The 15,941-nt window shown below is 34.3% G+C and carries 15 protein-coding genes; 5 read left to right on the top strand and 10 right to left on the bottom strand.

The genetic code is table 11. From position 1 onward, the window contains the following. Nucleotides 1–27 precede the first annotated feature (27 nt). Genes rnc through R6X41_RS09560 form a run of 3 tightly spaced genes read right to left on the bottom strand, consistent with a single transcriptional unit; the run spans nucleotide 28 to nucleotide 2,275 of the window. The gene (gene rnc / locus R6X41_RS09570; RefSeq protein WP_318499698.1) at nucleotides 28–768 is read right to left on the bottom strand and encodes a ribonuclease III; all 741 of its coding nucleotides are present in this window, start codon (nucleotides 766–768) and stop codon (nucleotides 28–30) included. Between the two features lie 6 nt (nucleotides 769–774). Beyond that, nucleotides 775–2,028, bottom strand: coding sequence for a beta-ketoacyl-ACP synthase II (gene fabF, locus R6X41_RS09565; protein ID WP_318499694.1), 1,254 nt, complete (start codon nucleotides 2,026–2,028; stop codon nucleotides 775–777). A gap of 13 nt (nucleotides 2,029–2,041) precedes the next feature. After that, nucleotides 2,042–2,275, bottom strand: coding sequence for an acyl carrier protein (locus R6X41_RS09560; protein ID WP_007647141.1), 234 nt, complete (start codon nucleotides 2,273–2,275; stop codon nucleotides 2,042–2,044). Nucleotides 2,276–2,510: 235 nt separating this feature from the next. Here R6X41_RS09560 and purN point away from each other — a divergent pair, with 235 nt between their 5' ends. From purN to R6X41_RS09540, 4 genes are all read left to right on the top strand, one after another. After that, nucleotides 2,511–3,074: a phosphoribosylglycinamide formyltransferase gene (gene purN / locus R6X41_RS09555; RefSeq protein ID WP_318499662.1), complete on the top strand. Its 564-nt coding sequence runs from the start codon at nucleotides 2,511–2,513 to the stop codon at nucleotides 3,072–3,074. Between the two features lie 22 nt (nucleotides 3,075–3,096). Further along, nucleotides 3,097–3,732: a ribonuclease H1 domain-containing protein gene (locus R6X41_RS09550; protein ID WP_318499660.1), complete on the top strand. Its 636-nt coding sequence runs from the start codon at nucleotides 3,097–3,099 to the stop codon at nucleotides 3,730–3,732. A gap of 108 nt (nucleotides 3,733–3,840) precedes the next feature. Then, nucleotides 3,841–4,767 (top strand): PfkB family carbohydrate kinase, encoded by a 927-nt coding sequence (locus R6X41_RS09545; protein WP_318499658.1) that lies wholly within the window; start codon nucleotides 3,841–3,843, stop codon nucleotides 4,765–4,767. A 54-nt stretch (nucleotides 4,768–4,821) separates the two neighbouring features. Continuing rightward, nucleotides 4,822–6,717, top strand: coding sequence for an amidophosphoribosyltransferase (locus R6X41_RS09540; RefSeq protein ID WP_318499657.1), 1,896 nt, complete (start codon nucleotides 4,822–4,824; stop codon nucleotides 6,715–6,717). A gap of 457 nt (nucleotides 6,718–7,174) precedes the next feature. On the opposite strand, the gene R6X41_RS09535 is transcribed toward R6X41_RS09540, so the two are convergent. From R6X41_RS09535 to trhO, 7 genes are all read right to left on the bottom strand, one after another. After that, nucleotides 7,175–7,498, bottom strand: a complete 324-nt coding sequence (locus R6X41_RS09535; protein ID WP_318499655.1) for a phosphoribosylpyrophosphate synthetase — start codon at nucleotides 7,496–7,498, stop codon at nucleotides 7,175–7,177. A 107-nt stretch (nucleotides 7,499–7,605) separates the two neighbouring features. Then, nucleotides 7,606–9,930, bottom strand: a complete 2,325-nt coding sequence (locus R6X41_RS09530; protein ID WP_318499653.1) for a penicillin-binding protein 1A — start codon at nucleotides 9,928–9,930, stop codon at nucleotides 7,606–7,608. A gap of 4 nt (nucleotides 9,931–9,934) precedes the next feature. Continuing rightward, a complete protein-coding gene (locus R6X41_RS09525; RefSeq protein WP_318499651.1) occupies nucleotides 9,935–10,429 on the bottom strand; it encodes a gliding motility lipoprotein GldH in 495 nt (164 codons plus the stop codon). Next, nucleotides 10,416–11,867, bottom strand: coding sequence for a PSP1 domain-containing protein (locus R6X41_RS09520; protein WP_318499649.1), 1,452 nt, complete (start codon nucleotides 11,865–11,867; stop codon nucleotides 10,416–10,418). The genes R6X41_RS09525 and R6X41_RS09520 overlap by 14 nt, the downstream gene beginning before the upstream one ends. Nucleotides 11,868–12,068: 201 nt before the next feature. Beyond that, nucleotides 12,069–12,299: a ferredoxin gene (locus R6X41_RS09515; RefSeq protein ID WP_318499648.1), complete on the bottom strand. Its 231-nt coding sequence runs from the start codon at nucleotides 12,297–12,299 to the stop codon at nucleotides 12,069–12,071. Beyond that, nucleotides 12,299–13,543: a peptidase U32 family protein gene (locus R6X41_RS09510; RefSeq protein ID WP_318499646.1), complete on the bottom strand. Its 1,245-nt coding sequence runs from the start codon at nucleotides 13,541–13,543 to the stop codon at nucleotides 12,299–12,301. Before R6X41_RS09510 ends, R6X41_RS09515 begins: the two co-directional genes overlap by 1 nt. 3 nt (nucleotides 13,544–13,546) lie before the next feature. Next, nucleotides 13,547–14,626 carry an oxygen-dependent tRNA uridine(34) hydroxylase TrhO gene (gene trhO / locus R6X41_RS09505; RefSeq protein ID WP_318499644.1) on the bottom strand — a complete coding sequence of 360 codons (1,080 nt, stop codon included), beginning with the start codon at nucleotides 14,624–14,626 and terminating at the stop codon, nucleotides 13,547–13,549. A 282-nt stretch (nucleotides 14,627–14,908) separates the two neighbouring features. On the opposite strand from trhO, the gene recA reads away from it, so the two are divergent. Beyond that, the gene (gene recA, locus R6X41_RS09500) at nucleotides 14,909–15,916 is read left to right on the top strand and encodes a recombinase RecA (RefSeq protein WP_318499642.1); all 1,008 of its coding nucleotides are present in this window, start codon (nucleotides 14,909–14,911) and stop codon (nucleotides 15,914–15,916) included. The last annotated feature ends 25 nt before the right edge of the window (nucleotides 15,917–15,941 follow it).

Raw genomic sequence — 15,941 nt, 5'->3', positions numbered from 1 at the left:
AAAAAAACACAAGCGTATGTAGTACTACTAGTTAATTTTCGAAATTTGATTCTGAAACACAAAAAATGCACGTTTTGATGCTTTTTCTTCTGCTTTCTTTTTAGACGTTGCTCTGGCTTTTGCAACCACTTTTTTATCTATAGCTAATTTTACAGCAAAATGTCTAATATCATCATTCCCTGTGTCGTCGTACACATTATATTCAAAAGTTTTCTTTTCTTTCTGGCACCACTCTATAAGTAAACTTTTATAGCTTATTACCTTACCTTCAAGCTGTTCAATATCAACAAAAGGAATAATTATACGTTTGTAAATAAATTTTTCGCAATATTTAAAACCACGATCTAAATAAATAGCACCTATTAAGGCTTCGAATAAATTACCATGGATATTATCGCCAAATTGGCCTTTTGGAATTTTACTTTCAATTAAATCTATTAAAAGCAAATCTCGACCAAGTTCATTTAAATGCTCTCGGCTAACAATCTTAGAACGCATTTTGGTAAGATAACCTTCATCGCCTGCAGGAGCTTCTGTATATAAGTAAGAAGCAATTACAGAGCCAAGCATGGCATCTCCTAAAAACTCTAAACGTTCGTAATTAATGGCATTTCCCTTCGGGTCTCTAATATTCATAGAGCGATGGGTGAAAGCGGTCTTGTAATAGCTTTCCTTTTTAGGTTTGAAACCTAAAATTTTGGTAAGAGAAACAAAAAAATTCCCGTTATTTTTAAAACGGGAATTTAATATGTTACGAATGTTTTTCATTCGAATTTAATCTTCTAATTTTCTGAATAATACACAGGCGTTGTGACCGCCAAATCCAAAGGTATTACTCATAACCACTTTAACATCGCGTTTTTGCGCTACGTTAAGTGTTAAATTTAACTCTGAGTCAATGTTTTCATCAAAAACCTCATGGTTAATTGTTGGCGGAACAATACCATATTCCATTGCTAAAATAGCAGCAATAGATTCTATAGCACCAGCCGCACCTAACAAGTGACCCGTCATAGATTTTGTTGAATTAATGTTGATATTTTTAGCGTGCGCGCCAAAAACTTCAGTAATTGCTTTTAATTCGGCTACATCACCAAGAGGTGTAGAAGTTCCATGTGTATTAATATGGTCTACATCTTCTGGTTTTAAACCTGAATTTTCTAAACAATTGCGCATTACAGCCATAACGCCTATACCTTCTGGATGTGGTGCCGTCATATGATATGCATCTGATGACATTCCTCCACCCATAACTTCTGCATAAATTTTAGCGCCTCTTGCTTTTGCATGCTCATATTCTTCAAGAATAATTGCCCCTGCACCTTCTCCCAACACAAAACCATCTCGGGTTGCGTCAAAAGGTCTAGATGCTGTTTCTGGACTTTCATTTCTGGTCGATAAAGCATGCATGGCATTAAAACCACCCATTCCTGCAATAGTTACGGCAGCTTCACTACCTCCTGTTACAATGACGTCGCATTGACCTAAACGAATATAGTTTAGAGCGTCTATCATAGCATTTGCAGAAGATGCACAAGCTGAAACTGTAGTATAGTTAGGCCCCATAAATCCATGTTTAATAGATATGTTACCTGGTGCTATATCTGCAATCATTTTAGGTATAAAAAATGGGTTGAATCTTGGTGAACCATCGCCTGCCGCAAAGTTTAAAACTTCGTTTTGGAATGTTTCTAAACCACCAATTCCCGCACCCCAAATCACACCTACTCGTAATTTGTTTATGGTATCTAAATCTAACTTAGAATCTATTATAGCTTCGTCTGAAGCTACCATAGCATACTGGGTAAATCGATCCATTTTACGAGCCTCTTTTCTGTCAAGAAAATCGGTAGGATTAAAGTTTTTTAATTCGCAAGCGAATTTAGTTTTGAACTTCTCAGTATCAAAATATGTTATAGGAGCAGCACCACTTTTACCACTAATTAGAGCTTCCCAATATTCATCTTTGGTATTCCCTATGGGTGTTAGTGCTCCTAAACCTGTAACTACTACTCGCTTTAGTTCCATAAAAATCTTTTCCTTATTTTGCAGCTTCTATGTATGATATAGCTTGACCAACTGTTGCAATGTTTTCTGCTTGATCATCTGGAATTTGAATATCGAATTCCTTTTCGAATTCCATAATCAATTCTACAGTGTCTAATGAATCTGCTCCTAGGTCGTTCGTGAAGCTAGCTTCAGTTACAACTTCGTTCTCATCAACACCTAATTTGTCTACGATAATCGCTTTTACTCTTGATGCAATGTCTGACATAATCTTTAATTTTAAGTTTTAAATAAGGTGCAAAAATAAAAAACTTTATTTTAAAACACGCTTTTAGTTTGAAAATAGTGAATGTAAATTAACAAATTTAAACTGAAGTAATTTAATTTTGCACGAAAAGTATTAAGTATTATTATTTTTTCATCAAAAAATCAAAGCCGTTTTAAGGACTAACATACAGTGTTTACAGCGCTTTTAATGCTTTTTAAACAAAAAAACATAACACATGAAACGTATTGTAATTTTCGCTTCTGGATCAGGATCGAATGCTGAAAACTTAATAAAATACTTTAAAACAAAATCTGATGCTTCAGTAATCCTGGTTTTAACTAACAATCCTCATGCCAAAGTACTAGACAGATGTAAAACCTTAGATGTAAGCGCCCTGTCATTTAATAGAGTGGCATTTTCAAAAACTAACACCGTTTTAAACATTTTAGAAAGTGTAAATCCAGACCTTATTGTTTTAGCTGGTTTCTTGTGGAAATTCCCGGAATCCATCCTAAATGCCTATCCTAATAAAGTAATTAATGTACATCCTGCTTTACTACCAAAATTTGGAGGAAAAGGGATGTATGGAATGTCTGTTCATGAAGCAGTGGTCGAAAATAAAGAGACGGAAACAGGTATTACAATACATTATGTAAATGAAAATTATGATGAAGGCGCAACCATTTTTCAAGCAACATGTCCAGTCTTAAAAACAGATACAGCTAAAGATGTTGCAGCTAAAATTCATAAATTAGAAATGGAACATTTTCCAAAAGTAGTTGAAGAATTATTAAAATAAATACAGGTTTTAGCAAAATTAGATGTCAAAAAAGAAGAAATACTATACCGTTTGGAAAGGACATAAACCAGGAGTTTACGAAACTTGGAATGCGTGTAAAGCGCAAACTAAAGATTACCCAAGCGCCGTTTATAAATCTTTTCCAACATTAGCTGCCGCAAAACACGCATTAAATAGTAATCCTAAAGATTTTATAGGAAACAAATCCTTTACAAGTGGATTAACTACTGAACAATTAAAAAAAATTGGTCAGCCTAATTATAATTCTATTGCTGTAGATGCCGCTTCAAGTGGAAATCCTGGTATAATGGAATACCGTGGCGTGGAGACTAAATCTAAAAGACAGCTATTTATTCAAGGCCCTTTTCAGCAAGGCACAAATAATATTGGTGAATTTCTAGCTATTGTCCATGGCTTGGCTTTACTCAAAAAAAACAATAGCACTCTATTAATATATACAGATTCTAAAACAGCTATAAGTTGGGTTAAAAAGAAAAATTGCAATACCAAACTAGAACGTACCGATAAAAACAAAGATGTATTCGATTTAATAGATCGTGCCGTAAGTTGGCTAAAAAATAACGACTATATAACGACAATAGTGAAATGGGAAACCAAAGCCTGGGGAGAAATCCCTGCAGATTTTGGAAGAAAATAATGATAATCAACTATGGTTTAGTACATAAATTGGATTTATTTTAAGATGAATAAATAACAAGTATTCGTACAGAAAAACTATATTTGCCAAAAAATTTGACACCTCTTTATGAGCCAATTAGTAATCGTTGGGACCGTAGCTTTTGATGCTATTGAAACCCCATTTGGAAAAACTGATAAAATTCTTGGTGGCGCTGCCACTTACATAGGATTATCTGCCTCGCAGTTTAATGTAGATAGCGCTGTCGTTTCTGTAGTAGGAAACGATTTCCCACAAGACTATCTAGAATTATTATCTAATAGAAACATCGATATTTCAGGTCTTGAAATCGTAAAAGACGGAAAAACATTCTTTTGGAGTGGCCGTTATCATTACGATATGAATACTAGAGACACTTTAATAACCGAATTAAATGTACTCGCAGATTTTAATCCGATTGTTCCTGAAGCATATAAAACTGCTGAAGTTGTAATGCTAGGAAATTTACATCCTTTAGTTCAACTTGGTGTTTTAGATCAAATGACGACTAAGCCAAAATTAGCAATCTTAGATACTATGGATTTCTGGATGGATAACGCTTTAGAAGATTTACACAAAGTAATTGCTAGAGTAGATGTACTTACCATTAACGACGAAGAAGCAAGACAATTAACTGGAGAATATTCTTTAGTTAATGCTGCTCAAAAAATATTTAAATTAGGACCACAATTTGTAGTCATTAAAAAAGGAGAACACGGGGCTTTATTATTTCATAAAGACGACATTTTCTCTGCACCTGCATTACCATTAAAAAGTGTATTCGACCCAACAGGAGCTGGAGATACTTTTGCAGGAGGATTTGCAGGTTTTCTAGCAAATTCTGGTGATTATACATTTTCAAACATGAAAACAGCCATTATATATGGTTCGGCTTTAGCCTCGTTTTGTGTTGAAGAATTTGGAACAGAACGTTTACAAAAAGTCACAACCGAAGAACTAAACCTCCGACTGCAACAGTTTAAGGAGTTAACAACATTCAATATAGATTTATCATAAAAAAACGCGCGCTTTCTAAAAGCGCGTTTTTTAATTAATTTTATAATATATACAATGAGCGATGCTTTAAAACATGAATGCGGTATAGCACTCATAAGACTTTTAAAACCATTAGAATACTATAAAGAAAAATATGGTACTGCATTTTATGGCGTAAATAAAATGTATCTAATGATGGAAAAACAACACAATCGCGGTCAAGATGGTGCTGGTTTTGCAAGTATTAAATTAGACACTCAGCCTGGCGAACGCTATATAAGCAGAGTACGGTCTAATGCTCAACAACCTATTCAAGATATATTCGCTCAAATTAACGAAAGAATAAATCAAGAATTAACAGACCATCCAGAATACAATGATGATGTGGCGCTTCAGAAAAGACACATTCCTTATGTAGGCGAAGTACTTTTAGGTCATGTACGTTATGGTACTTTCGGAAAAAACAGTGTAGAAAGTGTTCACCCTTTTTTAAGACAGAACAACTGGATGCACAGAAACTTAATTCTTGCTGGTAACTTTAACATGACTAATGTTAATGAGTTATTCGACAATTTAATTCGCATCGGACAACATCCAAAAGAAAAAGCAGACACCATTACAATAATGGAAAAAATCGGTCATTTTTTAGACGATTCTGTGGCAAAAAAATACAAACAATTAAAAGCTGAAGGCTATTCTAAAACAGAATGTTCTCCATTAATTGCAGAACGTTTAAACCTAGGTAAAATTCTAAAAAGAGCAGGAAAAAACTTCGATGGAGGTTACGCTATGGCTGGAATGTTAGGTCATGGAGATTCTTTTGTATTTCGTGATCCAGCAGGGATAAGACCCGCATATTATTACCAAGACGACGAGGTTGTTGTAGTCGCTTCAGAACGTCCTGTAATCCAAACTGTGTTTAATGTAGATTTTGATAAAGTTAAAGAACTTGATCCTGGTCATGCCATCATCACAAAAAAATCCGGAGAAGTTAAAATTGAAAAGATTTTAGAACCTACAGAACGTAAAGCATGTTCTTTCGAACGTATTTATTTCTCTAGAGGAAGTGATGCAGAAATATACCAAGAGCGTAAAACATTAGGTAAATTATTAATGCCTAAAGTTCTTGAAACTATTAATTACGATACCAAAAACTCAGTATTCTCTTATATTCCAAATACAGCAGAATCTTCATTTTATGGAATGATAGAATCTGTTGAAGATTTCTTAAATAAGAGAAAAACAAAAGCGATAATTGAAGGAGAAAACTTATCTGAAGAGCAAGTTACCGAGATACTAAAAGAGCGTCCTAGAATTGAAAAAATTGCGATTAAAGATGCTAAACTTCGTACGTTTATTACAGAAGACAGTAGCCGTGACGATTTAGTAGAACACGTTTACGATGTTACTTATGGCGTAGTTAAAAACACAGATAACATTGTTATTATAGACGATAGTATTGTTCGTGGTACAACACTTAAGAAAAGTATTATTAGAATGCTAGACCGTTTGCACCCTAAACGTATAGTTGTTGTATCGTCTGCACCACAAATTCGTTATCCAGATTGTTACGGTATCGATATGGCAAAACTGGAAGCGTTAGTTGCTTTTAGAGCCATGCTAAGCTTACTTGAAGACCATAATAAATACCATTTAGTTGAAGAGGTATATAATAAATGTAAAGCTCAAGTAGATTTAAAAGATACTAAAGTTAAGAATTTTGTAAAAGAATTATACGATCAGTTTACAGATGATGAGATATCGACAAAGATTGCAGTACTTATTTCTGACGACACTATAAATGCAGAAGTGCATACTATTTTCCAAAGTGTCGAAAATTTAAATAAGGCGTGTCCTAAGAATTTAGGAGACTGGTATTTTACAGGAAATTACCCAACACCAGGAGGTAATCGCGTAGTAAACAGAGCATATATCAATTTCTTTGAAGGGAATAACCAACGTGCTTATTAACAATTTCTTAGATGCGAATTTCGTAGTTTAAGCACTACAAAATTACGTTTTATCTAATTTTAATGCACTTTATCTAAAAGATTATATGATATTGTAAAAATATTCTAATTTGGCAGAACCATAACATAAGTAGGTTAAGTTCATGGTAGATTTGGGGCAAAAAAGGTGAACTAACGTTCACCTTTTTTATTTTAAACATGTTTCCTTAATATGTATGCATTAAATTATTTCATGATTCTAGAATTATAAAAATAATAGCTTCTAAGTGTCGTTTATCTGAAATCTAATAAATCCGACTTGGTTGCAAGAAATTAGCAAAAAAATCCATTTAAAACCGCAACAACAGTTTTAAATGGATTTTTTTATCTTAAAGACAAGATCTTCGTGATTTTCGTCTAAAGCGCTTAAATCAATTAAAAACAATGTTAAACATTCTCAATATTAGTTATCTATATTTTTATTTATTTGGATGCGTATTTAATTTTTTTACTATTGCCGAAGATGCATTATCTGCATAAATTCCATAAGCGTTTACAACAATTCCTTTTAAATTATCTTTATTAGACGAAATGGCATAAACAATCATTTCGTCTCCTGGGTCGCTATCTCCTTCGAATCGATAAAAATGATCTATTTCAAAATCATCTGGAGATAAAACGGTTGAAGTTAAATGACAAATCAGACATTCTTTATCTGATAAGATTGAAAAATCAATGGTATAACCTAACTTTTTAAGGTCGGTCATGGCTTCTGTAACTGTATCGTAATTTTTGCGTTCCATAATTGTATGTTTTTATAAATTACTGATATCAAAGATACTAAAACAAAACACAGCCACCTTCAGTAAATTTGAAGGTGGCTGTGTTTTAATATATTCGAAATACTAAATTAAAAATCTAAATCTGCTGGAACGTCCTGATTTGGTGTTTTATCATCGTTTGCAGAAGAACTTGAATCATCATAACAATCTACACGAATGGTTAATTCTTCAGGCTCCTGAAAAGCAGCTGTCGATATATCTAAATCTTTATCTTCATAACAACTTTTCATATACGATCCCCAAATCGGTAATGCCATAGAAGCTCCTTGACCATAAGTAATGGTTTTAAAGTGTACAGCTCTATCTTCTGCACCAACCCAAACTCCTGTAACTAAATTAGGCACCATTCCCATAAACCAACCATCACTCTGGTTTTGTGTCGTTCCTGTTTTACCTGCTATTGGATTTGTTAATTGGTAAGGATATCCCGTCATGATTTCGCGATACATCGCATTCCATTTTTCTGCACCTTGAGTTCTTAAACGTGCACCTGAACCTCCTTCGGTAACACCTTCTAAAAGTTTCACGGTAACATAAGCAACCTCCTCACTTAAAACATCTTTTGTTTTAGGTGTAAACTGATATAAAATCGTGTTATTTTTATCTTCGATATTAGTCACCATTACAGGCTCTGTATATACGCCTTGGTTTGCAAATGTAGCATAAGCTGCCACCATTTCGAAAACACTTAAATCTACGGTTCCTAAGGCTATAGAAGGTACTTCTGGAATTTCGGTAGTTACTCCTAATTTATGAGCCATATCTATAACATGTGCAGGTCCTACTTTATCCATTAAACGTGCAGTAATGGTATTTACAGAATTTGCTAAAGCATTTTTAAGTGTTCTTGAACCTCCATATGTAAGTCCAGAATTTTCCGGACACCAATCTTTTATATTACCCCAACGTCCTTCTTCGATACAATAAGGTACATCTGGAAATTCGTCGCATGGCGATAAATGTAACTGATCTATAGCTGTTGCATACACGAAAGGTTTAAATGTAGACCCAACTTGACGCTTTCCTTGCTTTACGTGATCGTATTGAAAATGACGATAATTCATTCCTCCTACCCATGCTTTTACATGCCCTGTTATAGGATCCATAGACATCATGCCTGGATGTAAAAACTTCTTGTAGTAACGCATGGAATCTATAGGTTTCATAATCGTATCGATTTCACCTTTCCATGAAAATACTGTCATTGGAATAGCGACATTAAACGACTCAATAATTTCTTCGTCAGATTTTTTAGAATCGCGTTTCATTTTTCGCCAACGTTCAGACTGACGCATAGAGCGGTTCATTAAGCCATCTATTTCCTCATCATTTAGACCTAAAAATGGTGTTGTTGGATTTCTTTCTGGAGTATTCTGAATATCAAACTCGGCCTGTAAGTTTATCATATGGCTTTGTACTGCATCCTCGGCATATTGTTGCATACGCGAATCTATAGTCGTGTACACTTTTAATCCATCACTATACAAGTTGTATTTTGTGCCATCTGCTTTTGGATTATTATCAATCCATTCTTTCATAAACTTCTTTAAATACTCTCTAAAATATGTTGCAATACCTTCACGATGCGATTCTGGCGTGTAGTTTAAACCTAAATCTGTTTGCTGTAAAGAATCTTTAATACGCTCTGTGATATACCCATATTTACTCATTTGTAATAAAACCACATTTCTACGATTTGTAACACCTTCTACATTCGTTCTCGGATTATATAATGCAGAGTTTTTAAACATTCCAACAAGCATAGCAGATTCTTTTAAATCTAGCTCGTTAGGTTGTTTATTAAAATAAATACTCGCCGCACTTTTAATACCATCGGCATTATTTAAAAAGTCGTAAATATTAAAATACTGAGCTATAATTTCTTCTTTAGTATATTGGCGCTCTAAACGGATGGCAATAATCCATTCTTTTATTTTTTGCCCAATACGTTCCACAATGTTTCTAGAACCTTCACCATGAAATAATTTTTTGGCTAATTGTTGAGAAATGGTACTACCACCACCACTTTGCCCCATATTTACCACAGCTCTTAGTGTCCCACGAGCATCGATACCTGAATGTTCAAAAAATCGAGCATCCTCGGTAGCTATTAAGGCATCGACCAAGTGCTGAGGCAATGCTTCATAAGCAACAGGCGTACGGTTGTCATTAAAATAAAATTTACCTAAAGTCTTCCCGTCTGAAGAAATAATTTCTGTTGCCAGATTTGTTTTAGGGTTTTCTAACACCGTGTGATCGGGTAAATCCCCAAATACTGAAGCTGATAAAAACAGCAAAACAACAGCGATAACGCCTGTAAGGAAAAGAACCCAAAACCAACGAATATATGTACCGTAGCTTTGCTTTTTAACCGGTTGTTTCTTTTTTGCCATAGTTTTAATGTGTTGATGGTTTTTCTATTCTGAATCCAACATCTGTAATGCCGTCTAGGTTTGTTACACCATTTACTTTGCCACTTTCTCTCATGGCCTGTTGTATATTAACAGTATAATTTCCAGATTCATTTAAAATGAAACCTTCTTTATACCACAATTTATTTTCTTTTATACTACCGAATCCTTCACCTAAAAATTCACCATTAGGTTGAGCCATTTTATACTCTAAAGTATCGGTTACTGTTTTCCCATGCGGAAATTCCACATCTACTATTAAAAATAAATTGCTGTATTTATAAGCCTCGTTATTTCTAATATTTAAGAATAAATTATAAGCGTTTGTAGTATCTGGAGGGGTAAAATTAAACTGAACCACATCCTCTTTATTCCAAGCACCAGGAACCGATTTATAAGCATCGAATACCTGGTTAGAATCGCAAGCGGAGAACACCAAAAACATACTTAAAAAAAATAAAATCGAACTATTTTTGGGCATCTGTATCCGGTTTTGGTTTCTGATTAGGATTCTGGTTTGGATTTGGCTTAGCGTTCGGATTTTGATTCTGTTTATTTTGAGGTTTTCTCTTACTTCTGTTTCGGTTATTTCTATTGCTTTTTGGCTTTACTTCTCCCTCTGCAGCATTTGGATTTGGTTTTGGTTTTGCATTAGGGTTAGGATTCGGTTTTGCCTTCGCGTTTGGGTTTTGATTCGGGTTTGCTGGTTTTCTTCTAACAGGTCTTTTTGTTGTAGGCTTAGTTACAACAGCGGTGTCGCTAGTATTAGTATCAGCGTTAGTATTGGTGATATTTGTGTTTTTATTAGTTCTTTTTCTCTTAGACTTTTTAGGCTGATCGAAACGTGTTAAACTATCTTGCCCTACAACGTTCTCGAACTCTACTTTAGTATCTTCTAATAAATCTACTGCATACTCTTCTAAACTCGCAACAGGTTCATTTTTCTTATTTAATGCAATAATTTCTTTGGCTTGTTCTATAGTAATTTTGTGCCAATTCATCCATTCACCTTCGTAAGCATACCACATATGACCTTTAAAAATATCTGTTTTCTGACAAACAGCAGTACCTTTTTCAGTCTTAAGTTTAACTTCGGTTTTAGGAAATTCTTTTAACGCATCTAAATATGTGTCTAGTTCGTAATTTAAACAACATTTTAGCTTCCCACATTGTCCTGCTAATTTCTGTGGATTTAATGATAATTGCTGATATCTGGCAGCAGATGTACTTACCGATCTAAAATCTGTTAACCATGTAGAACAACACAACTCACGCCCACAAGATCCTATACCTCCTAAACGAGATGCTTCCTGACGGAAACCAACTTGTTTCATTTCGATACGGGTTCTAAATTCGCGTGCAAAAACTTTAATTAATTCTCTGAAATCTACACGTTCTTCGGCAGTATAATAAAAGGTGGCTTTACTAGCATCTCCTTGGTATTCGATATCCGAAATCTTCATATGAAGTTTTAAATCGATTGCGAATTGTCGCGCTCTAACTTTCATAGGCTCTTCTTTATCTCGAGCTTCAGACCAAATATCTATATCGCGTTGCGATGCTTTTCTGTATATTTTTAAAATCTCTCCATCTTGAGGGATTTTTTTTCGTTTCATTTGTACTCTCACCAATTCTCCGGTAAGGGTAACCATACCAATATCGTGGCCATTTGCTGCTTGAGTAGCGACAATATCACCAATACTTAGCGTTAAATTTTCGATATTTTTATAGTATTCTTTTCGTCCGTTTTTAAAACGCACTTCAATCCAATCAAAAGGCGCTTCACCATTTGGAAGCGACATATTGGCTAGCCAATCGAATACCGTTAGTTTATTACAACTATCCGTTCCGCATGTTCCATTACTCTTGCAGCCTTTAGGTTGGCCGTCTTTCCCTGTTGAACAACTTTCACAAGCCATAAATTTATGTATATATAGATTCTGATAATCAAGGATTAACAGAAGAAAATTAGTAAAATGAAGTTTCAATTTTTAAAACCTCAACCAAAGGCAAGAAGGATAAACCTAACACTCACTTTGGATTGTAAAGATATGATTATTCTAAAGACTTGAAAAAAAGAAATTTTAATTCAATTTAACTTCATAATTTAATCTACTTTATCAATTATTTTTAACATTTATAATGTTTACCGGACATGCTTTTGAAGCATTTTCACAGGCCTCTAAAATTGAGTAATCATTACTTTTTAATGTAAAAAAACCTTTCTTTTCCTGACCGTGTAACAACACCGTTTTTCCGTCTTTTTTAGACATCTGGAATTGCAGAGGCGCCATTTCTACACAATAATTACAACCAATGCATTTATTGCGTTGCAACGAGATTATAACCATTATGCTTCGACTTTATTTTCAACAATTTTATATAACTTATCGGATGGTCGAATTCTAAATTTTAAAGGCATGGTTACCAGATCTCCTTTGGTTCCTTTATCAGATTTTAAATCATTCACCATAAGGTCTTCCACTTGCATTTCTTGAGCTCCAGTTGTTGGACCTGTAATTAAAATGGTATCACCTACAGCAACATCGAAGGCTTCAATTTTAAATTCACCTATTTGTGCTTGCGGATAAAAATGTGTGCCTTTTCCTAAATACACTTTCTTTTGTGTAGCGTGCGAACCAGAACCTGTACTCCATTCTCCTAACTTCTGACCTAAATAATACCCACTCCAGAATCCGCGATTATAAACTTTTTCAAGCTCTTGCATCCAACCAATCACTTTTTCCTTATCGTAAGTGCCTTCTGAAATACTATCGATAGCATCGCGATAACATTTTATAACTTTCGCAACATATTCTGGCGCTCTACCACGACCTTCAATTTTTAAAACTTTGATTCCTGCATCTACAATTTCATCTAAGAAATCTATAGTACATAAATCTTTCGGAGACATGATGTATTCGTTATCCAATTCCATTTCGAAACCAGTTTCCTGATCTACAACCGTATATTTTTTTCTGCAATTTTGTTTACAAGCACCACGATTGGCCGAAGAGTTCGCCGAATGTAAACTCAAATAACATTTTCCAGAAACGGCCATACAAAGTGCACCATGACCAAAAATTTCAACCTCAACTAAATTCCCAGAAGGGCCTTTAATTTGTTCCTTCTTAATAGCTTCTGTAATGTTCTTAACCTGACGTAAACTCAGCTCGCGACTTAACACCATAGTATCTGCAAACAATGCATAAAATTTAACCGTCTCTATATTAGTGACGTTAATTTGAGTAGAAATATGAACTTCAATCTCCAACTCTCTCGCCATAGCTATAACGGCCTGATCCATAGCAATAACTGCAGTTATATTTGCAGCTTTAGCTTGTTTTAGAAGTGTTTTTACTATAGATAAATCGTGATCGTAAATAATGGTATTTAACGTTAAATACGTTCTTACGTTTTTAGATTCGCAACGTTTCGCTATTTCAGGAAGATCGTCTAGCGTAAAATTCACCGTAGCACGCGCTCTCATATTTAATTGTTCTACACCAAAATACACCGAGTTTGCACCATTGTCTAATGCGGCCTGAAGGGATTCGAAATTTCCCGCCGGAGCCATTAATTCTATATGTTGCATCGGTTAATCTTTTGTAGAATCCGTGTTGAAGTTTTCGGTAATATTTCTGAGATCTTTTTTAAACGGCAAATGATCTGCACGTCCTTTTTTAAAGATATCGTTACTATTTCCTTGTCCTTTACGTAATGCTTTTTGTTCTTCGAAAGGCAAACTATGGATCTCTTTACAGGTTGTTGAACAACAGTTGTCCATTTCTATCTTACATTTTTCACATTGAATGAATAACAAATGACACGCATCGTTCGCACAATTCTCATGCATATCTGCGGGTTCTCCACATTGGTGACAACATGCTATAACATCATCTGTAATACGTTCTGAACGCCGTTCGTCGAATACGAAATTTTTTCCTATGAATTTATTTTCAAGTTGGCCATCATTCACCTGTCTGGTGTATTCAATAATACCGCCTTCTAACTGAAACACATTTTTAAAGCCTTTGTGTTTAAAGTAAGCACTTGCTTTTTCACATCGAATTCCACCAGTACAATACATCACCAGTTTTTTATCGTCTTTAAAATCTTTTAAATCATGCTCTATTATAGGTAACGATTCTCTAAAGGTATCTACATCTGGACGACGTGCATTTTTAAAATGCCCAATTTCACTCTCGTAATGATTTCTCATATCTACAAGAATGGTGTTTTCGTCGTCTATTAATTCATTGAATTGAATAGCATCTACGTGCATCCCTTTATTGGTAACATCAAAAGTATCGTCGTTTAAACCATCGGCAACAATTTTATCACGTACTTTAACTTTCAATTTTAAAAACGACATATTATCTTGCTCTACAGCAATATTTAGTCGGATATCTTTTAAAAATGAAATAGTATCTAAATGGGTTTTGAACGCATTAAAGCGATCTGCTGGCAAGGACAGTTGTCCGTTTATACCTTCGTGAGCCACGTAAGTTCTACCTAAAACGTCTAAGTCGTTCCAGGCAATAAATAATTGGTCTCTAAATGTTTGAGGATTTTCAATTTTTGCGTACTGATAGAATGAAAGTGTTAATCGATCTTTTCCTGCTTTTTCGATTAACTCCGCACGTTCTTTAGCACTTAATTTATTGTACAGTTGCATGCTATACTAATGTTTTAAGGTTAAAAAATATTTTTGCAAAGGTACTGATTTTAGATAAAACACTACTTTTTAAACAAAAAAAAGCACATTGTAATTCCTTTAGATCTAAATTACCGAAATCTACTATTACTTTTTAACTTAAACTTCTCTTTTAATTTTCAATAATTTTGCTTACTTTATTAGTAGATAGAAAAACTAAAAAAAGGTTAGGTGATAAAATTGTTAGATGACCAAAGAAATAGTATTTTAGCAACTCTTATTTCAGTAAAAAAACACAATTAAATGAGCAAGGAAAAGGAAGCAAAATTAAAAGCACTACAACTAACTTTAGATAAATTAGACAAGACTTACGGTAAAGGTACCGTAATGAGATTGAGTGATAAAGCAGTGGTAGATATTGAAGCTATATCAAGCGGATCTTTAGGTTTAGATTTAGCTTTAGGCGTTGGAGGATACCCAAGAGGACGTGTTATAGAAATATACGGACCAGAATCTTCTGGTAAAACCACATTAACATTGCATGCGATTGCCGAGGCACAAAAAGCTGGAGGTATTGCTGCGTTTATTGATGCAGAGCATGCATTCGATAGATTTTATGCCGCTAAATTAGGTGTAGACATAGATAATTTAATTATTTCTCAACCAGACCACGGTGAACAAGCATTAGAAATTGCAGAAAACTTAGTACGTTCTGGAGCTATAGACATTGTAGTTATTGACTCGGTTGCTGCATTAACGCCAAAAAGTGAAATTGAAGGCGAAATGGGAGATTCTAAAATGGGTTTACACGCCCGTTTAATGTCCCAAGCTCTTCGTAAACTTACAGGTACAATTAGCAAGACCAACTGTACAATGTTTTTCATTAACCAATTACGTGAAAAAATTGGAGTAATGTTTGGAAACCCAGAAACAACAACTGGTGGTAATGCTCTAAAATTCTACGCTTCTGTGCGTTTAGACATTCGTAGATCTACTCAAATTAAAGATTCGGATGGAAATGTAATGGGTAACAAAACCAAAGTAAAAGTGGTTAAAAACAAAGTTGCTCCACCATTTAAAATAGCAGAATTCGACATTATGTACGGACAAGGAATTTCTAAAGTTGGGGAAATTTTAGATTTAGCTGTAGAATTAGAAATTGTTAAGAAAAGCGGATCTTGGTTTAGCTATCAAGATACTAAATTGGGACAAGGTCGTGATGCTGTAAAAATCATTATAAAAGATAATCCAGAATTATTTGAAGAGCTTGAACTTAAAATAAAAGCTGCTATTAAAGAAATGAAAGAATAAGTTATAACATTTATATTTCAACTTA

It is taken from the genome of Formosa sejongensis (assembly GCF_033447105.1).
Taxonomy (GTDB): Bacteria; Bacteroidota; Bacteroidia; order Flavobacteriales; family Flavobacteriaceae; genus Formosa.
This window is presented reverse-complemented; position numbering and strand designations above follow the sequence as displayed.

Bases quoted from the DNA above. Each gene is read 5' to 3' on its own strand.
- rnc (WP_318499698.1), bottom strand. From the start codon at position 768: ATGAAAAACATTCGTAACATATTAAATTCCCGTTTTAAAAATAACGGG.
- fabF (WP_318499694.1), bottom strand. From the start codon at position 2,028: ATGGAACTAAAGCGAGTAGTAGTTACAGGTTTAGGAGCACTAACACCC.
- R6X41_RS09560 (WP_007647141.1), bottom strand. From the start codon at position 2,275: ATGTCAGACATTGCATCAAGAGTAAAAGCGATTATCGTAGACAAATTA.
- purN (WP_318499662.1), top strand. From the start codon at position 2,511: ATGAAACGTATTGTAATTTTCGCTTCTGGATCAGGATCGAATGCTGAA.
- R6X41_RS09550 (WP_318499660.1), top strand. From the start codon at position 3,097: ATGTCAAAAAAGAAGAAATACTATACCGTTTGGAAAGGACATAAACCA.
- R6X41_RS09545 (WP_318499658.1), top strand. From the start codon at position 3,841: ATGAGCCAATTAGTAATCGTTGGGACCGTAGCTTTTGATGCTATTGAA.
- R6X41_RS09540 (WP_318499657.1), top strand. From the start codon at position 4,822: ATGAGCGATGCTTTAAAACATGAATGCGGTATAGCACTCATAAGACTT.
- R6X41_RS09535 (WP_318499655.1), bottom strand. From the start codon at position 7,498: ATGGAACGCAAAAATTACGATACAGTTACAGAAGCCATGACCGACCTT.
- R6X41_RS09530 (WP_318499653.1), bottom strand. From the start codon at position 9,930: ATGGCAAAAAAGAAACAACCGGTTAAAAAGCAAAGCTACGGTACATAT.
- R6X41_RS09525 (WP_318499651.1), bottom strand. From the start codon at position 10,429: ATGCCCAAAAATAGTTCGATTTTATTTTTTTTAAGTATGTTTTTGGTG.
- R6X41_RS09520 (WP_318499649.1), bottom strand. From the start codon at position 11,867: ATGGCTTGTGAAAGTTGTTCAACAGGGAAAGACGGCCAACCTAAAGGC.
- R6X41_RS09515 (WP_318499648.1), bottom strand. From the start codon at position 12,299: ATGGTTATAATCTCGTTGCAACGCAATAAATGCATTGGTTGTAATTAT.
- R6X41_RS09510 (WP_318499646.1), bottom strand. From the start codon at position 13,543: ATGCAACATATAGAATTAATGGCTCCGGCGGGAAATTTCGAATCCCTT.
- trhO (WP_318499644.1), bottom strand. From the start codon at position 14,626: ATGCAACTGTACAATAAATTAAGTGCTAAAGAACGTGCGGAGTTAATC.
- recA (WP_318499642.1), top strand. From the start codon at position 14,909: ATGAGCAAGGAAAAGGAAGCAAAATTAAAAGCACTACAACTAACTTTA.